The sequence below is a fragment of the Shinella zoogloeoides genome, from assembly GCF_022682305.1.
Classification (GTDB): Bacteria; Pseudomonadota; Alphaproteobacteria; order Rhizobiales; family Rhizobiaceae; genus Shinella; species Shinella zoogloeoides_B.
On the sequence record NZ_CP093528.1, the window covers coordinates 1,473,564 to 1,489,347 of the forward strand.

Sequence of the window (15,784 nt, forward strand, 5' to 3'; positions counted from 1 at the left end):
CTTGGCACCGCCGCAAGCGGGCTCTACGGAACGGACACAGTTGGCTCTCGCGCCACCGTTACACTCGCCGACCGCGCGTCCAGAGGTCGTTCTGGTCTGGGGTGGATCGTCGAGCGTTGGCTGCAACGCCATCCAGCTCGCGGTGGCGTCGGGCTACAGGTGCGTCGCCACCGCTTCGGCGCGCAACGCCGGCCTGTTGAAGGAGCTGGGTGCAAGCGAGGTTCTTGACCACTCGAGTCCAGCCATCGTGGAAGACGTGATTGAGGCAATGCGCGGGCGCAGTCTCGCTGGAACGCTTCACGCGACCGGTCACATGAAAGACTGTTTTGCCGCAATTGCGAGATGCGAGGGCTCGCGCCGGGTGGCAGCGACGCTGGCCCCGCCCGACGAGCGTCCATTTGGAGTCGAGGCGACGCACATCTCCGGGACGAGCCTCAAGGATGACGAGGTTGGTCCAATGATCTACCGCGAATTCCTGCCGCAGGCTCTCGCGGCGCGCACGTTCGTCCCCGCCCCTCCGGCGAAGGTCGTGGGCCAGGGCCTTGAAATGCTCCAGGCTGCCTTGGAAGCCCTGAAGGCGGGTGTATCCGCAACGAAAATCGTCGTTACCCTGCCTTGAGTGACCAGCCAGGCGGTTTTTCGCGTTCGCAGTCTGAGGTGGCCCGCACTTTGCCGATTGGGAAGCTCTACCGGGAAAACGCGCTTGGGACGCGCGCTGCGCTCCTGCCGGAGCATGCGTTCCCGAAACCTGTTCCCGACTGCTTTTCCCCGAAACTACCTATCGGACATAGAGAAATGGGAATGCAGCGAGTGGTTTGAACGGCCGCTTCCGAAACCGCGTTCCGATCAATTGAGCGGCTAAAAGTGGGGCGATCACCGACATATTAGAATGAGACCGCCATGCCCGATCGGCCGGCTTGACGCGTAGCCAAAAGAATGCGGCTGATGGTAGGCTCGCTGACATTATGAAGCCCGCTATCTGAGCAGCGTTGAGCTGCCGCAATTGCGAGTCTCCTACGCGTCGTCGTTCTTCTCGCGGTCCACACCTCGCTCATGCAATTCGGCATCGACGGGGCAGTTCGTGCAGCCCTCGTAGCAGCACAAGCGGCAGATGCGGTATGACTGCTCGAGGTTTTCCAAGCGATTTCGGAGAACGCGTTCAGCGATGTCCGATAAGGTTTTCAGTTCGTCTGGATTAAGGATCGATAGCCCTTCGGCAATCACTTGATCGCGCGAGGCCAGGACCTCGTCGCTCGCGACCTTGCCAGTTGGAGTAAGATAGAGGGATCGCGCGCGCCCGTCTGTCGAATGCTCCCTGCGCTCGATCAATCCCTCGCTTACCAATCTATCCACCAGGCGAACAGTTCCAGCATGTGAAAGGCCCACCCCGATCGCAAGCATACGGATCGAGAGCCCGGGCTTGTGCGCGAGCAACGCCAGCGCTGAGGCGGCGGGTCCAGCTTCCGGCGCCCGCGATGAACTAGCGCGAACGATGTCGTCGCTGATCATGAGTGCGAACGCCCCGAAAATGTTTCGATCTCGAGGTCCATCCATTGCCACATCTATATGTGCGCGGAGCATAGACAGCAAGCCATACCGTGGTCCTCTTCCTCCGCGCGGCTTGTGGAAAATGTCCTGTTTTAAAAGGGTTTCGGAGGATTTCGACTGATCGAGCGCGCCGAAAAAAACGGGTCCGGCTCATTAAGGCCGCGGAACCTTTGATACCTGGCGGCTATAGGGCAAGCCTTTTCGCTCGGAATCGCCGTAGGTCGCGCCCGAGAATCACTCCGCGTCAGCGCTGTCATCCAGGCCGCGCAGGTGCAGATCAGCGAGACCTGGCTTGTCCCCGGCGTCGCACTTCCATCGTGTCACCGCGCGCGATCACGATTGTATCGATCCCATTGAGGAACAGTCCGTGCTCCACGACGTCGGGGATTGCGGCGATCGCTGCTACGATTTCGGTCGGCACGGTTATCTCGTCCAGGGCCGCGTCCATCCGTACAGGCTGGACGTTTGCCAACGGGCTATAGGCCCACCCGGAGCGCCAGCCCTATCAAGTCAAAATCCCGCAAGGTCGCGCGTTTGCTGGGTAAAGGCATCGCCGATGAGGATGGCTTCGTGAGGCAGCGAAGCGCGAGCCAGCCGCTCGACATATCTCGCTTATTAGTATATGCGTCGCGCATATACTGCAACGCCTGCCCGAAGCACGTAGACGACGTTCGTGACGTTCCCACGGGACCACTGTTGAGGAATTTTAGATGAGCATTTTCGACCGTTATGAATTTCTTGTCCCCGAGCACGGTCGGAGGGATCTTGGCCTGCTTAGATGGTCTCTCGTGATCGTATTTCTGTGGTTCGGCGCGATGAAGTTCACAGCGTACGAGGCCTATGGTATCGCCCCGTTTATCGAACACAGCCCGATCATGAATTGGCTGGGCATGTTCGGGATGCAGGGGCAAAGCTATTTCATCGGCGTTATCGAGTTATCGACCGGTCTCGTTCTGATCCTTGGTGCATTTCGTCCACTCTTCTCTGCGCTCGGCGCACTGATGTCAGCGGCGACATATCTGATCACGCTGACCTTTTTCATCACCACCCCCGGTGTAGCGGAGCCGACCGCCGGCGGCTTTCCTGCGATTTCGGCTGCACCAGGGCAGTTTCTACTGAAGGACGCAGTTCTGCTGGCGGCGTCCCTCGTGCTGCTGCTTGCTTCGGTCCGCCACAGAGGCGCGCTTGTGCCCTCGTGACCGGGGTCATTTCGTGAAGGCGGGCGCGCAAATCCTGCAGAACTTCCGTGGGGCATGGATGCTCCGTCGTGATATCCAGCCCGGAGGCGCTCAGCTGCATGGCGACGCGGTCTTCGCTCCCGTCGGCGAAGGCGCGCTCGCTTGTCGAGAGAGCGGCATTCTCACGCTGGCAGATGGCAGTGAATTCTCCGCATACCGGCAGTATTGCTATCGCTTGAGCGAAGACATTGTTGTCGTCGAGTTCGCAGACGGACCTCATATCGGGACGCAGTTCCTCAGCTTGAGTTTCGCACGGACGGAAAGCGGGTTGAAAGCGAGTGACGTCCATGCCTGCGGAGATGACACCGACCATGCAACCTGCAGGATGCTGGGGCCGGCGGCCTTTGAAGTGGTCATCATGGTCCAAGGGCCTGCAAAGGCATACGAGCTAGTCAGCCGATACTCCCGGTCGGGATAAATGCTCATGTCAGGTGGGAGAATCCTCTGTTGCCCTTATCATGGTCTTCAAAGGCGGCGCTGGAATAACTTACCACGCGCTGCAAATCCGAAGACGATTGTCATCGTCATCAGAACGTAGGCGACTATCCCACCAGGTGAAAGAGTCGGAACCGCTGCGAGGATCAATCCATCATTCCCGCCGGGTATGAGCGCAATGCCGATACCCATCAATGTGCCGCCGACGACAGATCGCAGAATGCCATTGGCTGTCGGCAGTTGGAGACGCAGATTCCCTTGGCGAAAGGAGGCGGTGAGGGCGCCTGCGATCGAAGAGATCACCGCAGTGAGCGCGACCTCGCCGGCCGGCGACATTCTGAGAGGAAGGCCACGTTGAATCAGGTCTGCGAAGGTCCAGGCCGGCGAGAGTGCATATAGAAGTCCACCAGTGATACCGAGTCCAATCATCGAAGCGCCGAACGACCAACCCGGCTTTGTTCGCAGAACGCTCTTCATGGAAACGAAAACGAGTGCCAGCACGAGCACAGCAAGGAAGGCTAGGAGAGTAACGAGGCCTGTTACGCTTGGTCTGGAGATCAAGCTTGGCCATGTTGCGTCGTAGTCGAACCTGCCATGGTCGGCAGCCAAGATACCAATCGCCAATCCCAAGGGTAGAGCTAGAAGTCGCATCTCCCCATCCCCAAGCCGCGCCAGCGATCCGAGCAGGCATGTGTCATTAATGAGTGCGCCGAGGCCGAAGGCTATAGCGCCGATGAGCAGGAAGAAATTGATGCTGGTCGAGGGTGCGAGTGTTGCGCCCAGTGTTCCCGTCCAGACTATCGGGACCGCAACCAGGCCTGCCGCTGCCGACGCTGCGAGAAATCCGACGAACATTCTCGGCGGCTGTCGTCTGTGTAACTCATGAGCGGCCACCACTAAACAGGTTCCGCCTTGGTTCGCGGCATATCCGAACCCGAAGGCAAGTACGCATAGAAGAAGTTCGAGCGCAAACGATCCCACTATATCAAGCCTGCCTGATCATATCGTCAGCCGTTTGGTGCGACGTTCCGGCGTCGTGAGCGCCCGGCTTTGCTTTACTACGGGAAGGCGCGATCCTGCTGTAGCCGCACAGATGGCAAAGGCTGATCGAACCATCCTTGTCGAAGCCGTTTGCCACAAAGAGCCGCTCCGACAGCACGCCTAGAATGTCGAGGTCATTGGGCGAAAGGGGCGAAACACATTCGGAGATCACCTGCTCCCGTGCCTTGAGCAAGGCTTCCGTTATCTTCTTCCCTGAATTGGTGAGGTGAATGAAGCGCGCGCGCCTGTCGGCGATATGTCTTCGTCGTTCCACCAACTGTTCGTGCTCGAGCCTATCGATCAATCGCACCGTTCCGGCATGAGAAAGCCTGATCCGGCTTGCCAATACGCTGATCGGCAGGCCGGGCTCCATGCTGAGAAACACCATCACCGCGGTCGCCGGGCCGCTTGGTGAAAAGGAGGCCGAGACACTGGCGATGCTGTCAGCAACCGCCAGCGCCAGTGCACCAAAATGGTATTTGGCGACCTCAGGCTCCATGCCGCAATAATATATGCATCGCGCATAGACATCAAGTGTGCGAAAATGTATGACCGCCGCATGCATCTATGGCAGATTCGGACATGGTCATGCTCATTGAGGGGCTCAGCTCGGATTCCACATCTGAGATCAACGGACGTGCTTGTACCCCAGGCGCTAGCGGGGGTGGGCTCGATGAAAGTGGACGCGCATGGATGCCTCTCACCGGGCGCAGGCGGTTCGCCAATGAGATCGCCGGTATGATCGGACGGGTCTCATGCCCGATCTGACTCTTGATCTCCGATACCTGAAATACGCCGTTCAGGTCGCCGAGGCCGGCAGCTTCCGCCGAGCGGCGGAACGCCTATCGGTATCGCAATCCACCGTCAGCCGACGTGTGCAGCTGTTTGAGCGCCAGCTTGGCTTTTCTCTCTTCAAGCGTACGCGAGCGGGGGCAGGGCTGACTCCAGAAGGTGAACGCTTCCTTCAACAAGCGGTGGTGGGAGCGCGCTACCTTCGTAACGCCGCAACGGAGATCCGTTCCGCGCGAAAACTCATAACCGGGCTAGTGAGGTTTGGAATGCTTGAAGCGTTTCCGGCGTGCCCGATCATCGACATTCTCGCGGCATTCAGAAATCGACATCCGACGATCGAGGTAAAGCTTGAGGAAGGCACTTCAGAAGAAAACTCTTTGGGGGTGAACCGCGGGTTACTGGACGCAGCAATCAGCCTGAGTGCGAGCAAAAGCCCTCAGTTCCAAGTTCGACGTCTCTGCGAACCAGATCTGTTCGTGGCATTGTCCCCGCTTCACGAGTTGGCAGCACGGCCACAGCTGTCGTGGGAGGACATTTGTGACGAAGTCTTCCTCGTTCGCTCGGATGGTGCTGGGCGTGAGCTTGCTGGCATACTCCGGCGCATGGTGGGCGCCGGAGACGGAGCGGTTCAACTCTCGATCCAACAAGTCAGCCGAGAAACCCTGCTGACGATGGTCGAACAGGGCTTCGGCTTGACCATCACCAGCGTGATATACCGGCCGGATATCGCGTTGATCCCGCTCCCATCGGCTCGGGCGCCGACGGCCGCTATAATTTCGTCCAGAGACAACGACAACCCGACTCTGCCGCTGCTGCTGAAGTGTTTCGACACCCCCTCTAGCATTAGAGCGGGGACCACGGACTAATCGACGCTCCCCGGCGTCAACGTTCGCCTGGCTTTGGCGAAGCCACGGTCTGTCGCGATGAACCGTTGTAACATCGGGACGATTAACCGAGCTGGGTCAACAGCGGACTGACCTTGCTCTCGGCCCAATAGGTGGGCGTAGTCAATAAGGTCCTGGTGGAGAGCTGCGGGTAGCTCGACCTGTACCTTAAGTGGCTTTTCGTCCGCGATGGGGCCTAGCTTAAGCTTCGACATCATCACCCTCCATATGGCTCCAGCACCAAGTCTCGCGTCACGATAACGCGCACGGGAAATCCGGGCCGAATAGTGATTGTGGGCGCGACGTTGAGCTGACGCCTTACAATCTGCTGCCCTGCGTCGTTGATGGTGTCCTGCCCACCGTTCCGGATCGCCTGAGCGAGCCGATCGTCGTTGTCGACCGCGAGTTCGGCGCCGACGCTCAGCAGTGTCGACAATCCCGCAGCCTTGGCCAGATCCCACCAATGGTAATCGACGCCATCCTGAAGCCCTGCGAACCCTTCAGCGTCAGCGCCAGGCTGGCGCTCGAGAACGATCGAGCGCCCGTTCGGGAAGACGAGCCGAGTCCAGACGAGCAGGACGCGGCTCTGGCCGAACTGCACGTTGTTGTCGTACTGCCCGACCACACGAGTGCCTTGCGGCACAAGCAAGATACGGCCGGTCGGGCTGTCGTAGATGTTCTCGGTGACCTGCGCGGTGATCTGGCCGGGTAGATCGGATCGGATGCCGGTGATCAGCGCCGCGGATATCACTGCTCCCGCCTGAAGGACGTTCGGCGATACTGGCGCAGCGACGCGATCGGGCGCAACCGTCCTGCGATCGGCCGCCACGTTCAGAAACGCGTTCTGCCGGTCCTGCGCCGAGGGCGTGGCGGGCGGCGGAGCGAGGCCAATGCTCGCCAAATCCGGCCCCGGCGCGAGCGCTGGGGCAACTCCCGCAGCAGCGGGGGCGCCCCGGCTTTCCGATCCGGAGAAGAGACGGCTGGTGCGCGCGGTCTCGATTTCCTGAAGGCGGCGCTGCTCTTCCGGGCTGATGCCGGGATTGGGCGCGGCCGTCCCGGGTGTTGGCACCGGCTGTCCGCGATCCTGGGTACTGAGGATCGGCCGGCCGAGGTCACCGGGAAGAGGGGGACCGAGCTGCGGCACGCCACTGTAATCTCGCGGCAGGCCGGCCAGTCCGTCAGCGGTCGAGCGGTTCTCGGTCGAATAGAGTTCGTCGTTCGGCCGACCGGCGTCACGGGTCTGAAGCGCGTAGATCAGCGCACCTCCGAGCCCGACGCTGGCGACAAGACCGAGGCCGGCGAGAACCTTCCGCGATAACCGGGTGACGCGGGGCGGTTCGGCCCGCAGCCGCATCGGCGCAGGCCCGACCGGCTCGCCGGTCAGGGGCTGCGCATCGTCGTCCGGCACTTCCTCATTCCGGGGCGGGTTCTCGCTCACGAGGTCGGCCTCCCGTCTGTGCGGACGATCCTGACGCGCTTCTGCTCGCGGCCGGAGCCGAAGCGAAGTTCGGCAGCCGCGAACAGACGATCAACGATCATGTGGTGGCCGCGAACGCGATAGTTCACCAGCTCGGAGGTGTTGCCCTCGGGGCCGACGACGAAGAGTGGCGGCATCTCGCCCTGACCGATGCCGCGCGGAAACTCGATAAAGACCTGGCGTCCGTCGTCGAAGGCGCGCAGCGGCCGCCACGGCGCACGGTCGCCCTCGATCGCATAGCGGAAGTTGACGTTCGCGAGATCGACGCCGCTCGCCACCGGCTGGGCCGCCTGCGCCTCGGCGTTCTGGCGGCGCAGCGCAATGAGCTGGTCTTGCGGATACTGCCATGAGACCGACGCCATATAGGTGCGCTCTGTCGAGCGCAGTTCCATGTGATAGGTGCGCATGTTGGTGTTGATGACGAGGTTGGTCATCAGGTCGGCGCGGGTGGGCTTTACCAGGATGTGGATCTGGCGCGTTGCCCCCGATCCGCTCTCGGTGTCGCCGATGATCCAGCGCACTGTGTCGCCGGCGGCCACCGGGCCTGCGCCGACAAGCTGCTCCCCGGGTTGGAGCGCGATGTCGGTGATCTGCCCGACGGCGGTATAGACTTGATAAAGCGCCCCTTGGGTCCACGGGTAGACCTGCATCGAGTTAATGAAGCCGTCGCGCACCGGCTGGACTCGTGCCGCCTCGTTTGCTTGGTTGACGCGAGCGGTCGGATTAGAAGGCTCCGGGGCACGCCGCGTCTCCTCCACACGCTGCAATTGGCCAGGCAGCGGCAGCGGCCGGGGCAGCTCGACCACGGTGACCGGCGCGGGTGGATCGACGGTCTGCACCGCCGGAGCCGCATTGTCGTAGGAAATCTCCGGCGGCGGATTGGTGGTCGCGCAGCCCGCGAGCGCGGTCGCCGCTAGCAGAACGACCGGGAATGCGGCTCTACGGAGAGCCGGGAGTACGAGTGTGTGTGAAGCCGGGTTTCCGGCTTTACGGAAATACGGCTTCATTGCCCAAGCTCCCGTGACCAGTTGATGGCGTTGACGTAGATGCCGAGCGGGTTCGCTCTGAGCCGGTCGGCGTTTCGGGGGATCTGCACGACGATCGTCAGGATCGCGGTCCAGCGCGTGGTCTCGGCGAGCTGGCCATTTTCGTATCGGCGCTCGACCCACGCGACGCGGAAGCTGTCCGGGGACGCGCGGATGACGCTGGAGACGTCGACAGCGACCTGCTGCCGGCCGACCCGTGTAAAGGGGTCGTTGGAGCGGGCGTAGTCATTGAGCGCCATGGCGCCGCGGTCAGTCGTGAAGTCGTAGGCGCGCAGCCAGTTCTGCCGGACGATGATCGCATCGGCCGGAATGCTCCGGACCTGCTCGATGAAGCGCGCCAGGTGGAAGGCAATCTGCGGATCGGTCGGACGATAGTCGGCCTCGGCGGGCGCGACGGCCTGCGCCTGACCGATGCGATCGACCTGCACCACCCAGGGTACGATCGTCCCGCGTGCTGACTGCACGACGAGCGCGGTGGCGAACCCGGCCGACAGGATCAGCGAGCCGAATGCCATGAGCCGCCAGTTCTTGGCCTGCACGCGCGAGGCGCCGATGCGCTCATCCCAGACCTGGGTGGCGCGTTGATAGGGCGTCTCCGGCTCGGGGGCCTTGCCATAATGGGTAGAGGGTCGTTTGAACATCAGCGATCGCCTTCGGAAAGATTGATGGAAGAGCCGCCGCCGTGGGCATCACCTGAGCGGACGGCATGGGCCGTGGCCTGGACGGCATGGGTCATGTGCTGGGATCGGCGCATCCGCTGCGCCCAGGCCGGCGGACCGCCTGCGTTTGTGGAACCCGCGGCAGCGGCGCCATCACCGGCCGCGTCACCGCCGATCGAGCCCATGGTGGAAGTGCCGCCTGTCGCCTCGAAGGCGGCCTTGCCGCCAGTGTTGAAGCTTGAGCGCATGCTTTCGGCGGCACGCGATGCGGCGCGGCGCAGGGGCGAGACGGCGGCGCTGCCGCCGGCACGGGCGACCCCGCCGAGACCGGAAGCGACGCCGGCCGCGCCGGACTGCCCGGCTGCGCCAAGGCTGTAAGCGGTGGACGCGCCGCCAGCGATCGCAGCACCGCCACGAGCGGCGGCGGCCGCACCACCGGCCAGCGCAGCGCCACCCGACGCGGCGGCGCCGACGGCGCCAGCGCCGAGCGCGACCATGCCGCCCGCGGCGATGCCCGTGCCGACCGCTGCGCCGGCGCTGAGCTGGGGACCACCGGAGACGATGCCGCTTGCAATACCGGGACCGAAGATGCCGAGGCCGAGCAGCGACAGCGCGGCGAGCACGATCGCCATCGCTTCGTCGATTGTCGGATTCTGGCCGCCGAAACCGGATGTGAATTCTGAGAAGAGCGTCGAGCCGATGCCGATGATGACGGCCAGCACCAGCACCTTGATGCCGGAGGAGATGACGTTGCCGAGCACGCGTTCGGCCATGAAGGCCGACTTGCCGAACAGGCCGAACGGGATCAGCACGAAGCCGGCGAGCGTCGTCAGCTTGAACTCGATGAGCGTGACGAAGAGCTGAATGGCGAGGATGAAAAAAGCGAGCAGCACCAGCGCCCAGGCCAGGAACATGCAGGCGATCTGGATGAAGTTCTCGAAGAACGACCAGTAGCCCATGAGGCTGGAGATGGAATCGAGCAGCGGCCGTCCGGCGTCGAGCCCGGTCTGAGCGACCTTGCCAGGGCGCAAGAGGTCGGCCGTGGTGAACCCGGTGCCGCTAGCCTTCAGGCCGAGGCCGGCGAAGCTCTCGAAAATGATACGGGCGAGGTTGTTCCAATTGCCGATGATGTAGGCGAACACTCCGACGAACAGCGTCTTCTTCACCAGGCGGGCCATGATGTCGTCGTCGGCGCCCCAGCTCCAGAACAGCGCCGCCAGCGTCACGTCGATGACGATCAGGGTGGTGGCGATGAAGGCGACTTCGCCGCTGAGTAGCCCGAATCCGCTGTCGATGTAGCGGGTGAAGACCTCAAGAAAATGGTCAATGACGCCGGTGCCGCCCATGATCTTATCTCGCCTCGTCGAGCTGCGGCGGCGCGATCGGTGCGGCGGGCTCGATGGCCGGCTGATCGGTGCGGTCCGATTGGGGTGTGAGAGTGTCTCGCGGCGCTGGCGGGATGTCCGGCAAGCGCTCGGCAGGTCGCGCGCCGGGCGCGAGGAAGCGGTTGCGGTTTTCGGCCCAGGCCCGCAGGCACGCCGGATCGCGCGGCCCCGCTTCGCCGAGCACCTGGCAGCGGATCAGTTCGTCGCGCAACGGATCGCCCTGCGCTTGGGTGGTCCGGCCGGACGGCCACGCCTCCCGCACTTCCTCTGTCCGGTTCATCTCGATCGCGGTCGCGGTGATCGCGACGGCCACAAACACGACAGCGCCAAGCCGGGCGAGCATCTTGCCGTCCATGGCTGCGCCCTCAGTTGCCGTTCGGGAACATGCGGGCGTTGCCGGGCTGATAGCCGGTGCCCGGCGTCAGGAAGCGCCGGCGCTGTTCGCGGCCCTGTTCGGCCGCTGCCGCCCGTTCGGCCTCGGAGAGGCTCTGTGCGCGGCCATTGGCGGCGACGACGGCGGTGAGATCAGCGAGCTGCTGTGCTTGCAGGGCGAGAAGCTGATTGCCGGCTTGGGTCGCCTGCAACGCGCCGGTCGCGCCCTGGCTCTGGCCGACCAGCGCCGACATCTCGCTGCGATTGGTGTCGATGTTGCCGACGACGCCGGCCTGGACACGCATCGCGTCCTGCAAGCCGCCAACCGTGTTCTGCCAGCGCTCGCGCGCTCCCGCGACGAGCGCCTGATCGGAGGCCGACATCGACGCGTTGCCGTAGGTGGTCTGGAACGCGCGGTCGATCTGCTGGACGTTGAGGGCGATGCCCTGCGCCTCTTGCAGGAGCTGCTGCGTGCGCTGCACCGACTGCTGAAGCTGTTGGAGCGAGGAATATGGCAGGCTGGCGAGGTTGCGGGCCTGGTTGATCAGCATCGTCGCTTCGTTCTGAAGCTGGGTGATCTGCTGATTGACCTGCTGGAGGGTGCGCGCCGCCGTCAGGACGTTCTGCGCATAGTTGGTCGGATCGTAGACGATCCATTGCGCAGCGGCGGGAGTGCTGAGGATCGGCGAAAGCGCGATCGGCGCGGCAAGGAGCGCTGCGGTGATACGCAGTGCAAGCGAGCGGGATTGAGTAGAACGGGTCATGGGCGTGTCTCCGGATCGGTTTGGGGGATGACGTTGGGAAGGTCGGCGACGAGGTCTGCGGCCCAGGCGAGCCGGTTCTCGGCAAGCCATTCGGCAAGGAAACCATCCGTGCCGCTGCGGGCGTGGATCGCGGCGATCAGCGCCTGGTGCTGCTTCGACGAGGCGGCGCAGAGCGCCAGCGCCACGTCCGACAGGCCCAGCTCGAAGAGCCGGTTGCCGCGGCGGGACTGGCAGTAGTAATCGCGTTTGGGCATCGCCCGGGCGAGGATCTCGATCTGACGATCGTTCAGCCCGAAGCGGCGATAGATCGCTGTAATCTGCGGCTCGATCGCGCGTTCGTTGGGGAGCAGGATGCGGGTCTGGCAGCTCTCGATGATAGCCGGCGCGATCGCTGAGCCGTCGATATCCGAGAGCGACTGCGTAGCGAAGATGACGCTGGCGTTCTTCTTGCGCAGCGTCTTGAGCCACTCACGGAGCTGGCCGGCGAAGCCCTCGTCGTCGAGCGCGAGCCAGCCTTCATCGACGATCAGCAGCGTCGGCCGACCGTCGAGGCGGTCCTCGATGCGATGGAAGAGATAGGCAAGCACGGCGGCAGCGGCGCCAGTGCCGATCAGCCCTTCGGTCTCGAAGACCTGAACATTGGCTTCGCCCAGATGCTCGGCCTCGGCGTCGAGCAGCCGACCATAAGGACCGCCGACGCAATAGGGCCGCAGCGCCTGTTTCAGGTCGTTGGACTGAAGGAGAACCGACAGGCCTGTCAGCGTTCGCTCGGTGACCGGCGCGGACGCTAGCGAGGAGAGTGCTGACCAGAGATGCTCCTTCACCTCGGGCGTGACCGGCACGCTCTCGCGCATCAGGATCGCGACCAGCCAATCGGAGGCCCAGGCGCGCTCGGCGACATCGTCGATGCACGCGAGCGGTTGAAGCGAAACGCTGTCGTCTGAGCCTTCGGTGAGGCCACCGCCAAGATCGTGCCAGTCTCCGCGCATGGCGAGCGCGGCAGCGCGGATCGATCCGCCAAAGTCAAAGGCGAAAACCTGCGACTGCGGATAGCGCCGGAACTGCAGCGCCATCAGCGCCAGCAGCACCGACTTGCCGGCGCCCGTTGGCCCGACGATCAGCGTGTGGCCGACATCGCCGACATGGATGGAAAGCCGGAACGGGGTCGAGCCTTCGGTTCTGCCGTAAAGCAGTGGGGGTGCATCGAAGTGCTCGTCCCGTTCCGGTCCCGCCCACACCGCCGACAGCGGGATCATGTGGGCGAGATTCAAGGTGTTGATCGGCGGCTGCCGGACATTGGCGTAGACATGGCCGGGCAGCGAGCCGAGCCAGGCGTCGACCGCGTTGATCGTCTCGGGCATGGCGGTGAAGTCGCGGCCCTGGATGACCTTCTCGACCATCCGCAGCTTTTCAGCTGCGATGCGCGGGTCCTCGTCCCAGACGGTGATAGTCGCCGTCACATAGGCCTGGCCCGCATAGTCGGCACCCAGCTCCTGCAATGCCATGTCGGCGTCGGCGGCCTTGTTGGCCGCATCGGTATCGACCAGCGCAGAGGCCTCGTTGGTCATCACCTCCTTGAGGATGGCGGCGATCGACTTGCGCTTGGCGAACCACTGACGCCTGATCTTCGTCAGCAGCTTGGTGGCGTCGGTCTTGTCGAGCAGGACGGCGCGTGTTGACCAGCGATAGGGAAAGGCCAGCCGGTTCAGCTCGTCGAGGATGCCGGGCGTGGTCGCGGTCGGGAAGCCGACAATGGTGAGGATGCGGACATGTGCGTCGCCGAGCCGGGGTTCGAGCCCGCCGGTCAGGGGCTGATCGGCCAGCAGCGCATCGAGATACATCGGCGTCTCGGGCACGCGGACGCGGTGCCGCTTCGTCGAGACGGTCGAATGCAGATAGGTCAGCGTCTCGCCGTCATCGAGCCAGGCGCATTCCGGCATGAAGGCGTCGATGAGCTGAAGGATGCGATCGGTGCGGTCTGCGAAGCCGCGCAGGATCTCGTGCGCATCGACGCCGGCGTGATCGCGACCCTCATAGAGCCAGGTCTCGGCCCGCGCCGCGTCTTCGGCCGGCGGCAGATAGAGGAAGGTGAGGAAATAGCTGGACTCGAAATGCGCGCCGGCTTCCTCGAAGTCGGCCTTGCGTTCGGCGTCGACGAGGGCGGATGCGCTGTCGGCGAACATGCTTGCCGGATAGGTGGCGGCGCCATGGCGCTGCGCCTCGACGAAGATCGCCCAGCCGGAGCCGAGGCGACGAAAGGCGTTGTTGAGCCGGGCGGCGACGGCGACCAGCTCGGCCGGCACGGCGCTGTCGAGGTCCGGGCCGCGGAAGCGCGCGGTGCGCTGCAGGCTGCCGTCCTTGTTCAGCACGATCCCTTCGCCAACCAGTGCGACCCAGGGAAGGAAGTCGGCGAGCCGGGTGTTGCGGTTGCGATATTCGGCGAGGTTCATCATCGTCGTTCCTCCTCAGACCGACAGGTGGCCGGGGATGCGCAGATGCTTGCGCACGACGTCGACGAACTGCGGATCGCGCTTGGCGGCCCAGACGGCCGCGAAGTGGCCAAGAGCCCAGAGGCCCAGGCCGACCAGCCAGAGGCGAAGACCAAGGCCGAGGGCTGCCGCAAGCGTGCCGTTGAGAATGGCGAGCGAGCGCGGCGCGCCGCCGAGCAGGATGTGCTCGGTCAGCGCCCGGTGAACTGGAACCGAGAAACCCGGCAGTTCGCCGCCATGGTCAGCGCCGTTGGCCATCAGACGAGCGCCCCGCCGCCGAACGAGAAGAACGACAGGAAGAAGCTGGACGCGGCGAAGGCGATCGACAGGCCGAAGACGATCTGGATCAGCTTGCGGGCACCGCCGGACGTGTCGCCGAAGGCGAGCGTCAGGCCGGTGATGATGATGATCATCACGGCGATGATCTTGGCGACGGGCCCCTCGATCGATTCGAGGATGGACTGCAGCGGCGCTTCCCACGGCATGGAGGAACCGGACGCGTGCGCGGCGGGCGCCATCGCCAATGAGACGAATGTGACGGATACCGCTGTCGCGATATGGCGGCGGATGCGCAGGGCGTGCTTGATCATGACGGGTCTCCTGTGAGGGGCTGGGTTGCGGGGGTGACGCGGTAGTCGCCGTCGGAGCCGAGGCCCTCAATGCGGGCGAGTTCGGCGAGGCGGCGCGATGCGCCGCGGCCGGAGAGCACGGCGATGAGATCAATCGTCTCCGCGATCAGGGCGCGCGGGACGGTGACGACGGCTTCCTGAATGAGCTGCTCCATGCGGCGGAGCGCGCCGATGGCGGTGCCGGCGTGGATGGTGCCGACGCCGCCGGGATGGCCGGTGCCCCAGGCCTTCAGCAGATCGAGCGCCTCGGCACCTCGGACCTCGCCGATCGGAATGCGGTCGGGGCGCAGGCGGAGCGAGGAGCGGACGAGATCGGAGAGCGAAGCGACGCCGTCCTTTGTCCGCATGGCGACGAGGTTCGGCGCGGCGCATTGCAGTTCGCGCGTATCCTCGATCAGGACGACGCGATCCGAGGTCTTGGCGACCTCGGCGAGCAGCGCGTTGGTAAGGGTCGTCTTACCGGTGGATGTGCCGCCGGCGACGAGGATGTTGCGGCGGTCTGCGACAGCCTGGCGTAGCGTCTCAGCCTGACCTGCGGCCATGATGCCGGCGGCAACATAGTCGTCGAGCGTGAACACGGCGACGGCGGGTTTGCGGATCGCGAAGGCGGGCGCGGACACAACGGGCGGCAGCAGCCCCTCGAACCGCTCTCCCGTTTCGGGCAGCTCGGCCGAGACGCGCGGGGCGCCGGGATGAACCTCGGCGCCGACATGGTGCGCGACGAGACGGATGATCCGCTCGCCGTCCGAAGGCGACAGCAGCTCACCCGTATCGGAAAGCCCTTCGGAAAGCCGGTCGACCCAGAGCCGCCCATCGGGATTGAGCATCACCTCGACGATCGCAGGATCTTCCAGAAAGCGGGCGATCGCCGGCCCGAGGGCCGTGCGCAGCATGCGGGCACCGCGAAGGAGCGCTTCCGATTTCTGGTGAGTTGCCGCCACGTCGTCCCCGTTCTCTTGCGGGACCGCGACACGCGGCCCTGGATCGGGGATGAGTAGAAGAGGCAGAAATTAGGGCCTGACAAC

At 64.1% G+C, this 15,784-nt stretch carries 18 protein-coding genes; 4 read left to right on the forward strand and 14 right to left on the reverse strand.

Annotated elements, in window-relative coordinates; all coding sequences use genetic code 11:
• Positions 1-40: 40 nt before the first annotated feature.
• On the forward strand, positions 41-619 hold the full coding sequence (locus MOE34_RS07635) for a hypothetical protein (protein WP_242222596.1): 579 nt from the start codon (positions 41-43) through the stop codon (positions 617-619).
• Between the two features lie 395 nt (positions 620-1,014).
• Here MOE34_RS07635 and MOE34_RS07640 read toward each other — a convergent pair whose 3' ends face one another.
• The gene (locus MOE34_RS07640) at positions 1,015-1,509 is read right to left on the reverse strand and encodes a MarR family winged helix-turn-helix transcriptional regulator (RefSeq protein WP_004099028.1); all 495 of its coding nucleotides are present in this window, start codon (positions 1,507-1,509) and stop codon (positions 1,015-1,017) included.
• Between the two features lie 749 nt (positions 1,510-2,258).
• On the opposite strand from MOE34_RS07640, the gene MOE34_RS07645 reads away from it, so the two are divergent.
• Positions 2,259-2,747 (forward strand): YkgB family protein, encoded by a 489-nt coding sequence (locus tag MOE34_RS07645; protein ID WP_242222598.1) that lies wholly within the window; start codon positions 2,259-2,261, stop codon positions 2,745-2,747.
• Positions 2,748-2,760: 13 nt separating this feature from the next.
• Positions 2,761-3,204 (forward strand): DUF6314 family protein, encoded by a 444-nt coding sequence (locus tag MOE34_RS07650; RefSeq protein ID WP_242222600.1) that lies wholly within the window; start codon positions 2,761-2,763, stop codon positions 3,202-3,204.
• 47 nt (positions 3,205-3,251) lie between these two features.
• Here MOE34_RS07650 and MOE34_RS07655 read toward each other — a convergent pair whose 3' ends face one another.
• Together MOE34_RS07655 and MOE34_RS07660 are read right to left on the reverse strand one after the other, a co-directional pair.
• The gene (locus tag MOE34_RS07655) at positions 3,252-4,076 is read right to left on the reverse strand and encodes a YeeE/YedE thiosulfate transporter family protein (protein WP_242222602.1); all 825 of its coding nucleotides are present in this window, start codon (positions 4,074-4,076) and stop codon (positions 3,252-3,254) included.
• 130 nt (positions 4,077-4,206) lie between these two features.
• Positions 4,207-4,761 carry a MarR family winged helix-turn-helix transcriptional regulator gene (locus MOE34_RS07660; RefSeq protein ID WP_242222605.1) on the reverse strand — a complete coding sequence of 185 codons (555 nt, stop codon included), beginning with the start codon at positions 4,759-4,761 and terminating at the stop codon, positions 4,207-4,209.
• Positions 4,762-5,017: 256 nt separating this feature from the next.
• Between MOE34_RS07660 and MOE34_RS07665 the strand changes: the two genes are divergently transcribed.
• Positions 5,018-5,920 (forward strand): LysR family transcriptional regulator, encoded by a 903-nt coding sequence (locus MOE34_RS07665; protein WP_242222607.1) that lies wholly within the window; start codon positions 5,018-5,020, stop codon positions 5,918-5,920.
• On the opposite strand, the gene MOE34_RS07670 is transcribed toward MOE34_RS07665, so the two are convergent.
• Genes MOE34_RS07670 through trbB form a run of 11 tightly spaced genes read right to left on the reverse strand, consistent with a single transcriptional unit; the run spans position 5,917 to position 15,700 of the window.
• Positions 5,917-6,153 (reverse strand): DUF2274 domain-containing protein, encoded by a 237-nt coding sequence (locus tag MOE34_RS07670; RefSeq protein ID WP_242223836.1) that lies wholly within the window; start codon positions 6,151-6,153, stop codon positions 5,917-5,919. The genes MOE34_RS07665 and MOE34_RS07670 overlap by 4 nt on opposite strands.
• Before the next feature lie 2 nt (positions 6,154-6,155).
• Complete coding sequence (locus MOE34_RS07675) at positions 6,156-7,376, reverse strand: TrbI/VirB10 family protein (RefSeq protein ID WP_242222609.1); 1,221 nt, start codon at positions 7,374-7,376, stop codon at positions 6,156-6,158.
• Positions 7,373-8,422, reverse strand: a complete 1,050-nt coding sequence (gene trbG, locus MOE34_RS07680) for a P-type conjugative transfer protein TrbG (protein ID WP_242222611.1) — start codon at positions 8,420-8,422, stop codon at positions 7,373-7,375. The genes MOE34_RS07675 and trbG overlap by 4 nt, the downstream gene beginning before the upstream one ends.
• Positions 8,419-9,102 carry a conjugal transfer protein TrbF gene (gene trbF, locus MOE34_RS07685; RefSeq protein ID WP_018429608.1) on the reverse strand — a complete coding sequence of 228 codons (684 nt, stop codon included), beginning with the start codon at positions 9,100-9,102 and terminating at the stop codon, positions 8,419-8,421. Before trbF ends, trbG begins: the two co-directional genes overlap by 4 nt.
• The gene (trbL, locus tag MOE34_RS07690; RefSeq protein ID WP_242222613.1) at positions 9,102-10,466 is read right to left on the reverse strand and encodes a P-type conjugative transfer protein TrbL; all 1,365 of its coding nucleotides are present in this window, start codon (positions 10,464-10,466) and stop codon (positions 9,102-9,104) included. The genes trbF and trbL overlap by 1 nt, the downstream gene beginning before the upstream one ends.
• A 4-nt stretch (positions 10,467-10,470) precedes the next feature.
• The gene (trbK-alt, locus tag MOE34_RS07695) at positions 10,471-10,860 is read right to left on the reverse strand and encodes a putative entry exclusion protein TrbK-alt (RefSeq protein ID WP_242222614.1); all 390 of its coding nucleotides are present in this window, start codon (positions 10,858-10,860) and stop codon (positions 10,471-10,473) included.
• A 10-nt stretch (positions 10,861-10,870) separates the two neighbouring features.
• Positions 10,871-11,641, reverse strand: a complete 771-nt coding sequence (gene trbJ / locus MOE34_RS07700) for a P-type conjugative transfer protein TrbJ (RefSeq protein WP_242222616.1) — start codon at positions 11,639-11,641, stop codon at positions 10,871-10,873.
• Positions 11,638-14,094, reverse strand: coding sequence for a conjugal transfer protein TrbE (gene trbE / locus MOE34_RS07705; protein WP_242222618.1), 2,457 nt, complete (start codon positions 14,092-14,094; stop codon positions 11,638-11,640). Before trbE ends, trbJ begins: the two co-directional genes overlap by 4 nt.
• A 12-nt stretch (positions 14,095-14,106) precedes the next feature.
• Entirely contained in the window at positions 14,107-14,388 is a 282-nt protein-coding gene (locus MOE34_RS07710) for a VirB3 family type IV secretion system protein (protein ID WP_242222621.1), read from the reverse strand.
• Positions 14,388-14,720 (reverse strand): TrbC/VirB2 family protein, encoded by a 333-nt coding sequence (locus MOE34_RS07715; protein ID WP_242222623.1) that lies wholly within the window; start codon positions 14,718-14,720, stop codon positions 14,388-14,390. Before MOE34_RS07715 ends, MOE34_RS07710 begins: the two co-directional genes overlap by 1 nt.
• Positions 14,717-15,700: a P-type conjugative transfer ATPase TrbB gene (trbB, locus tag MOE34_RS07720; RefSeq protein ID WP_242222625.1), complete on the reverse strand. Its 984-nt coding sequence runs from the start codon at positions 15,698-15,700 to the stop codon at positions 14,717-14,719. The genes MOE34_RS07715 and trbB overlap by 4 nt, the downstream gene beginning before the upstream one ends.
• Positions 15,701-15,784 lie beyond the last annotated feature (84 nt).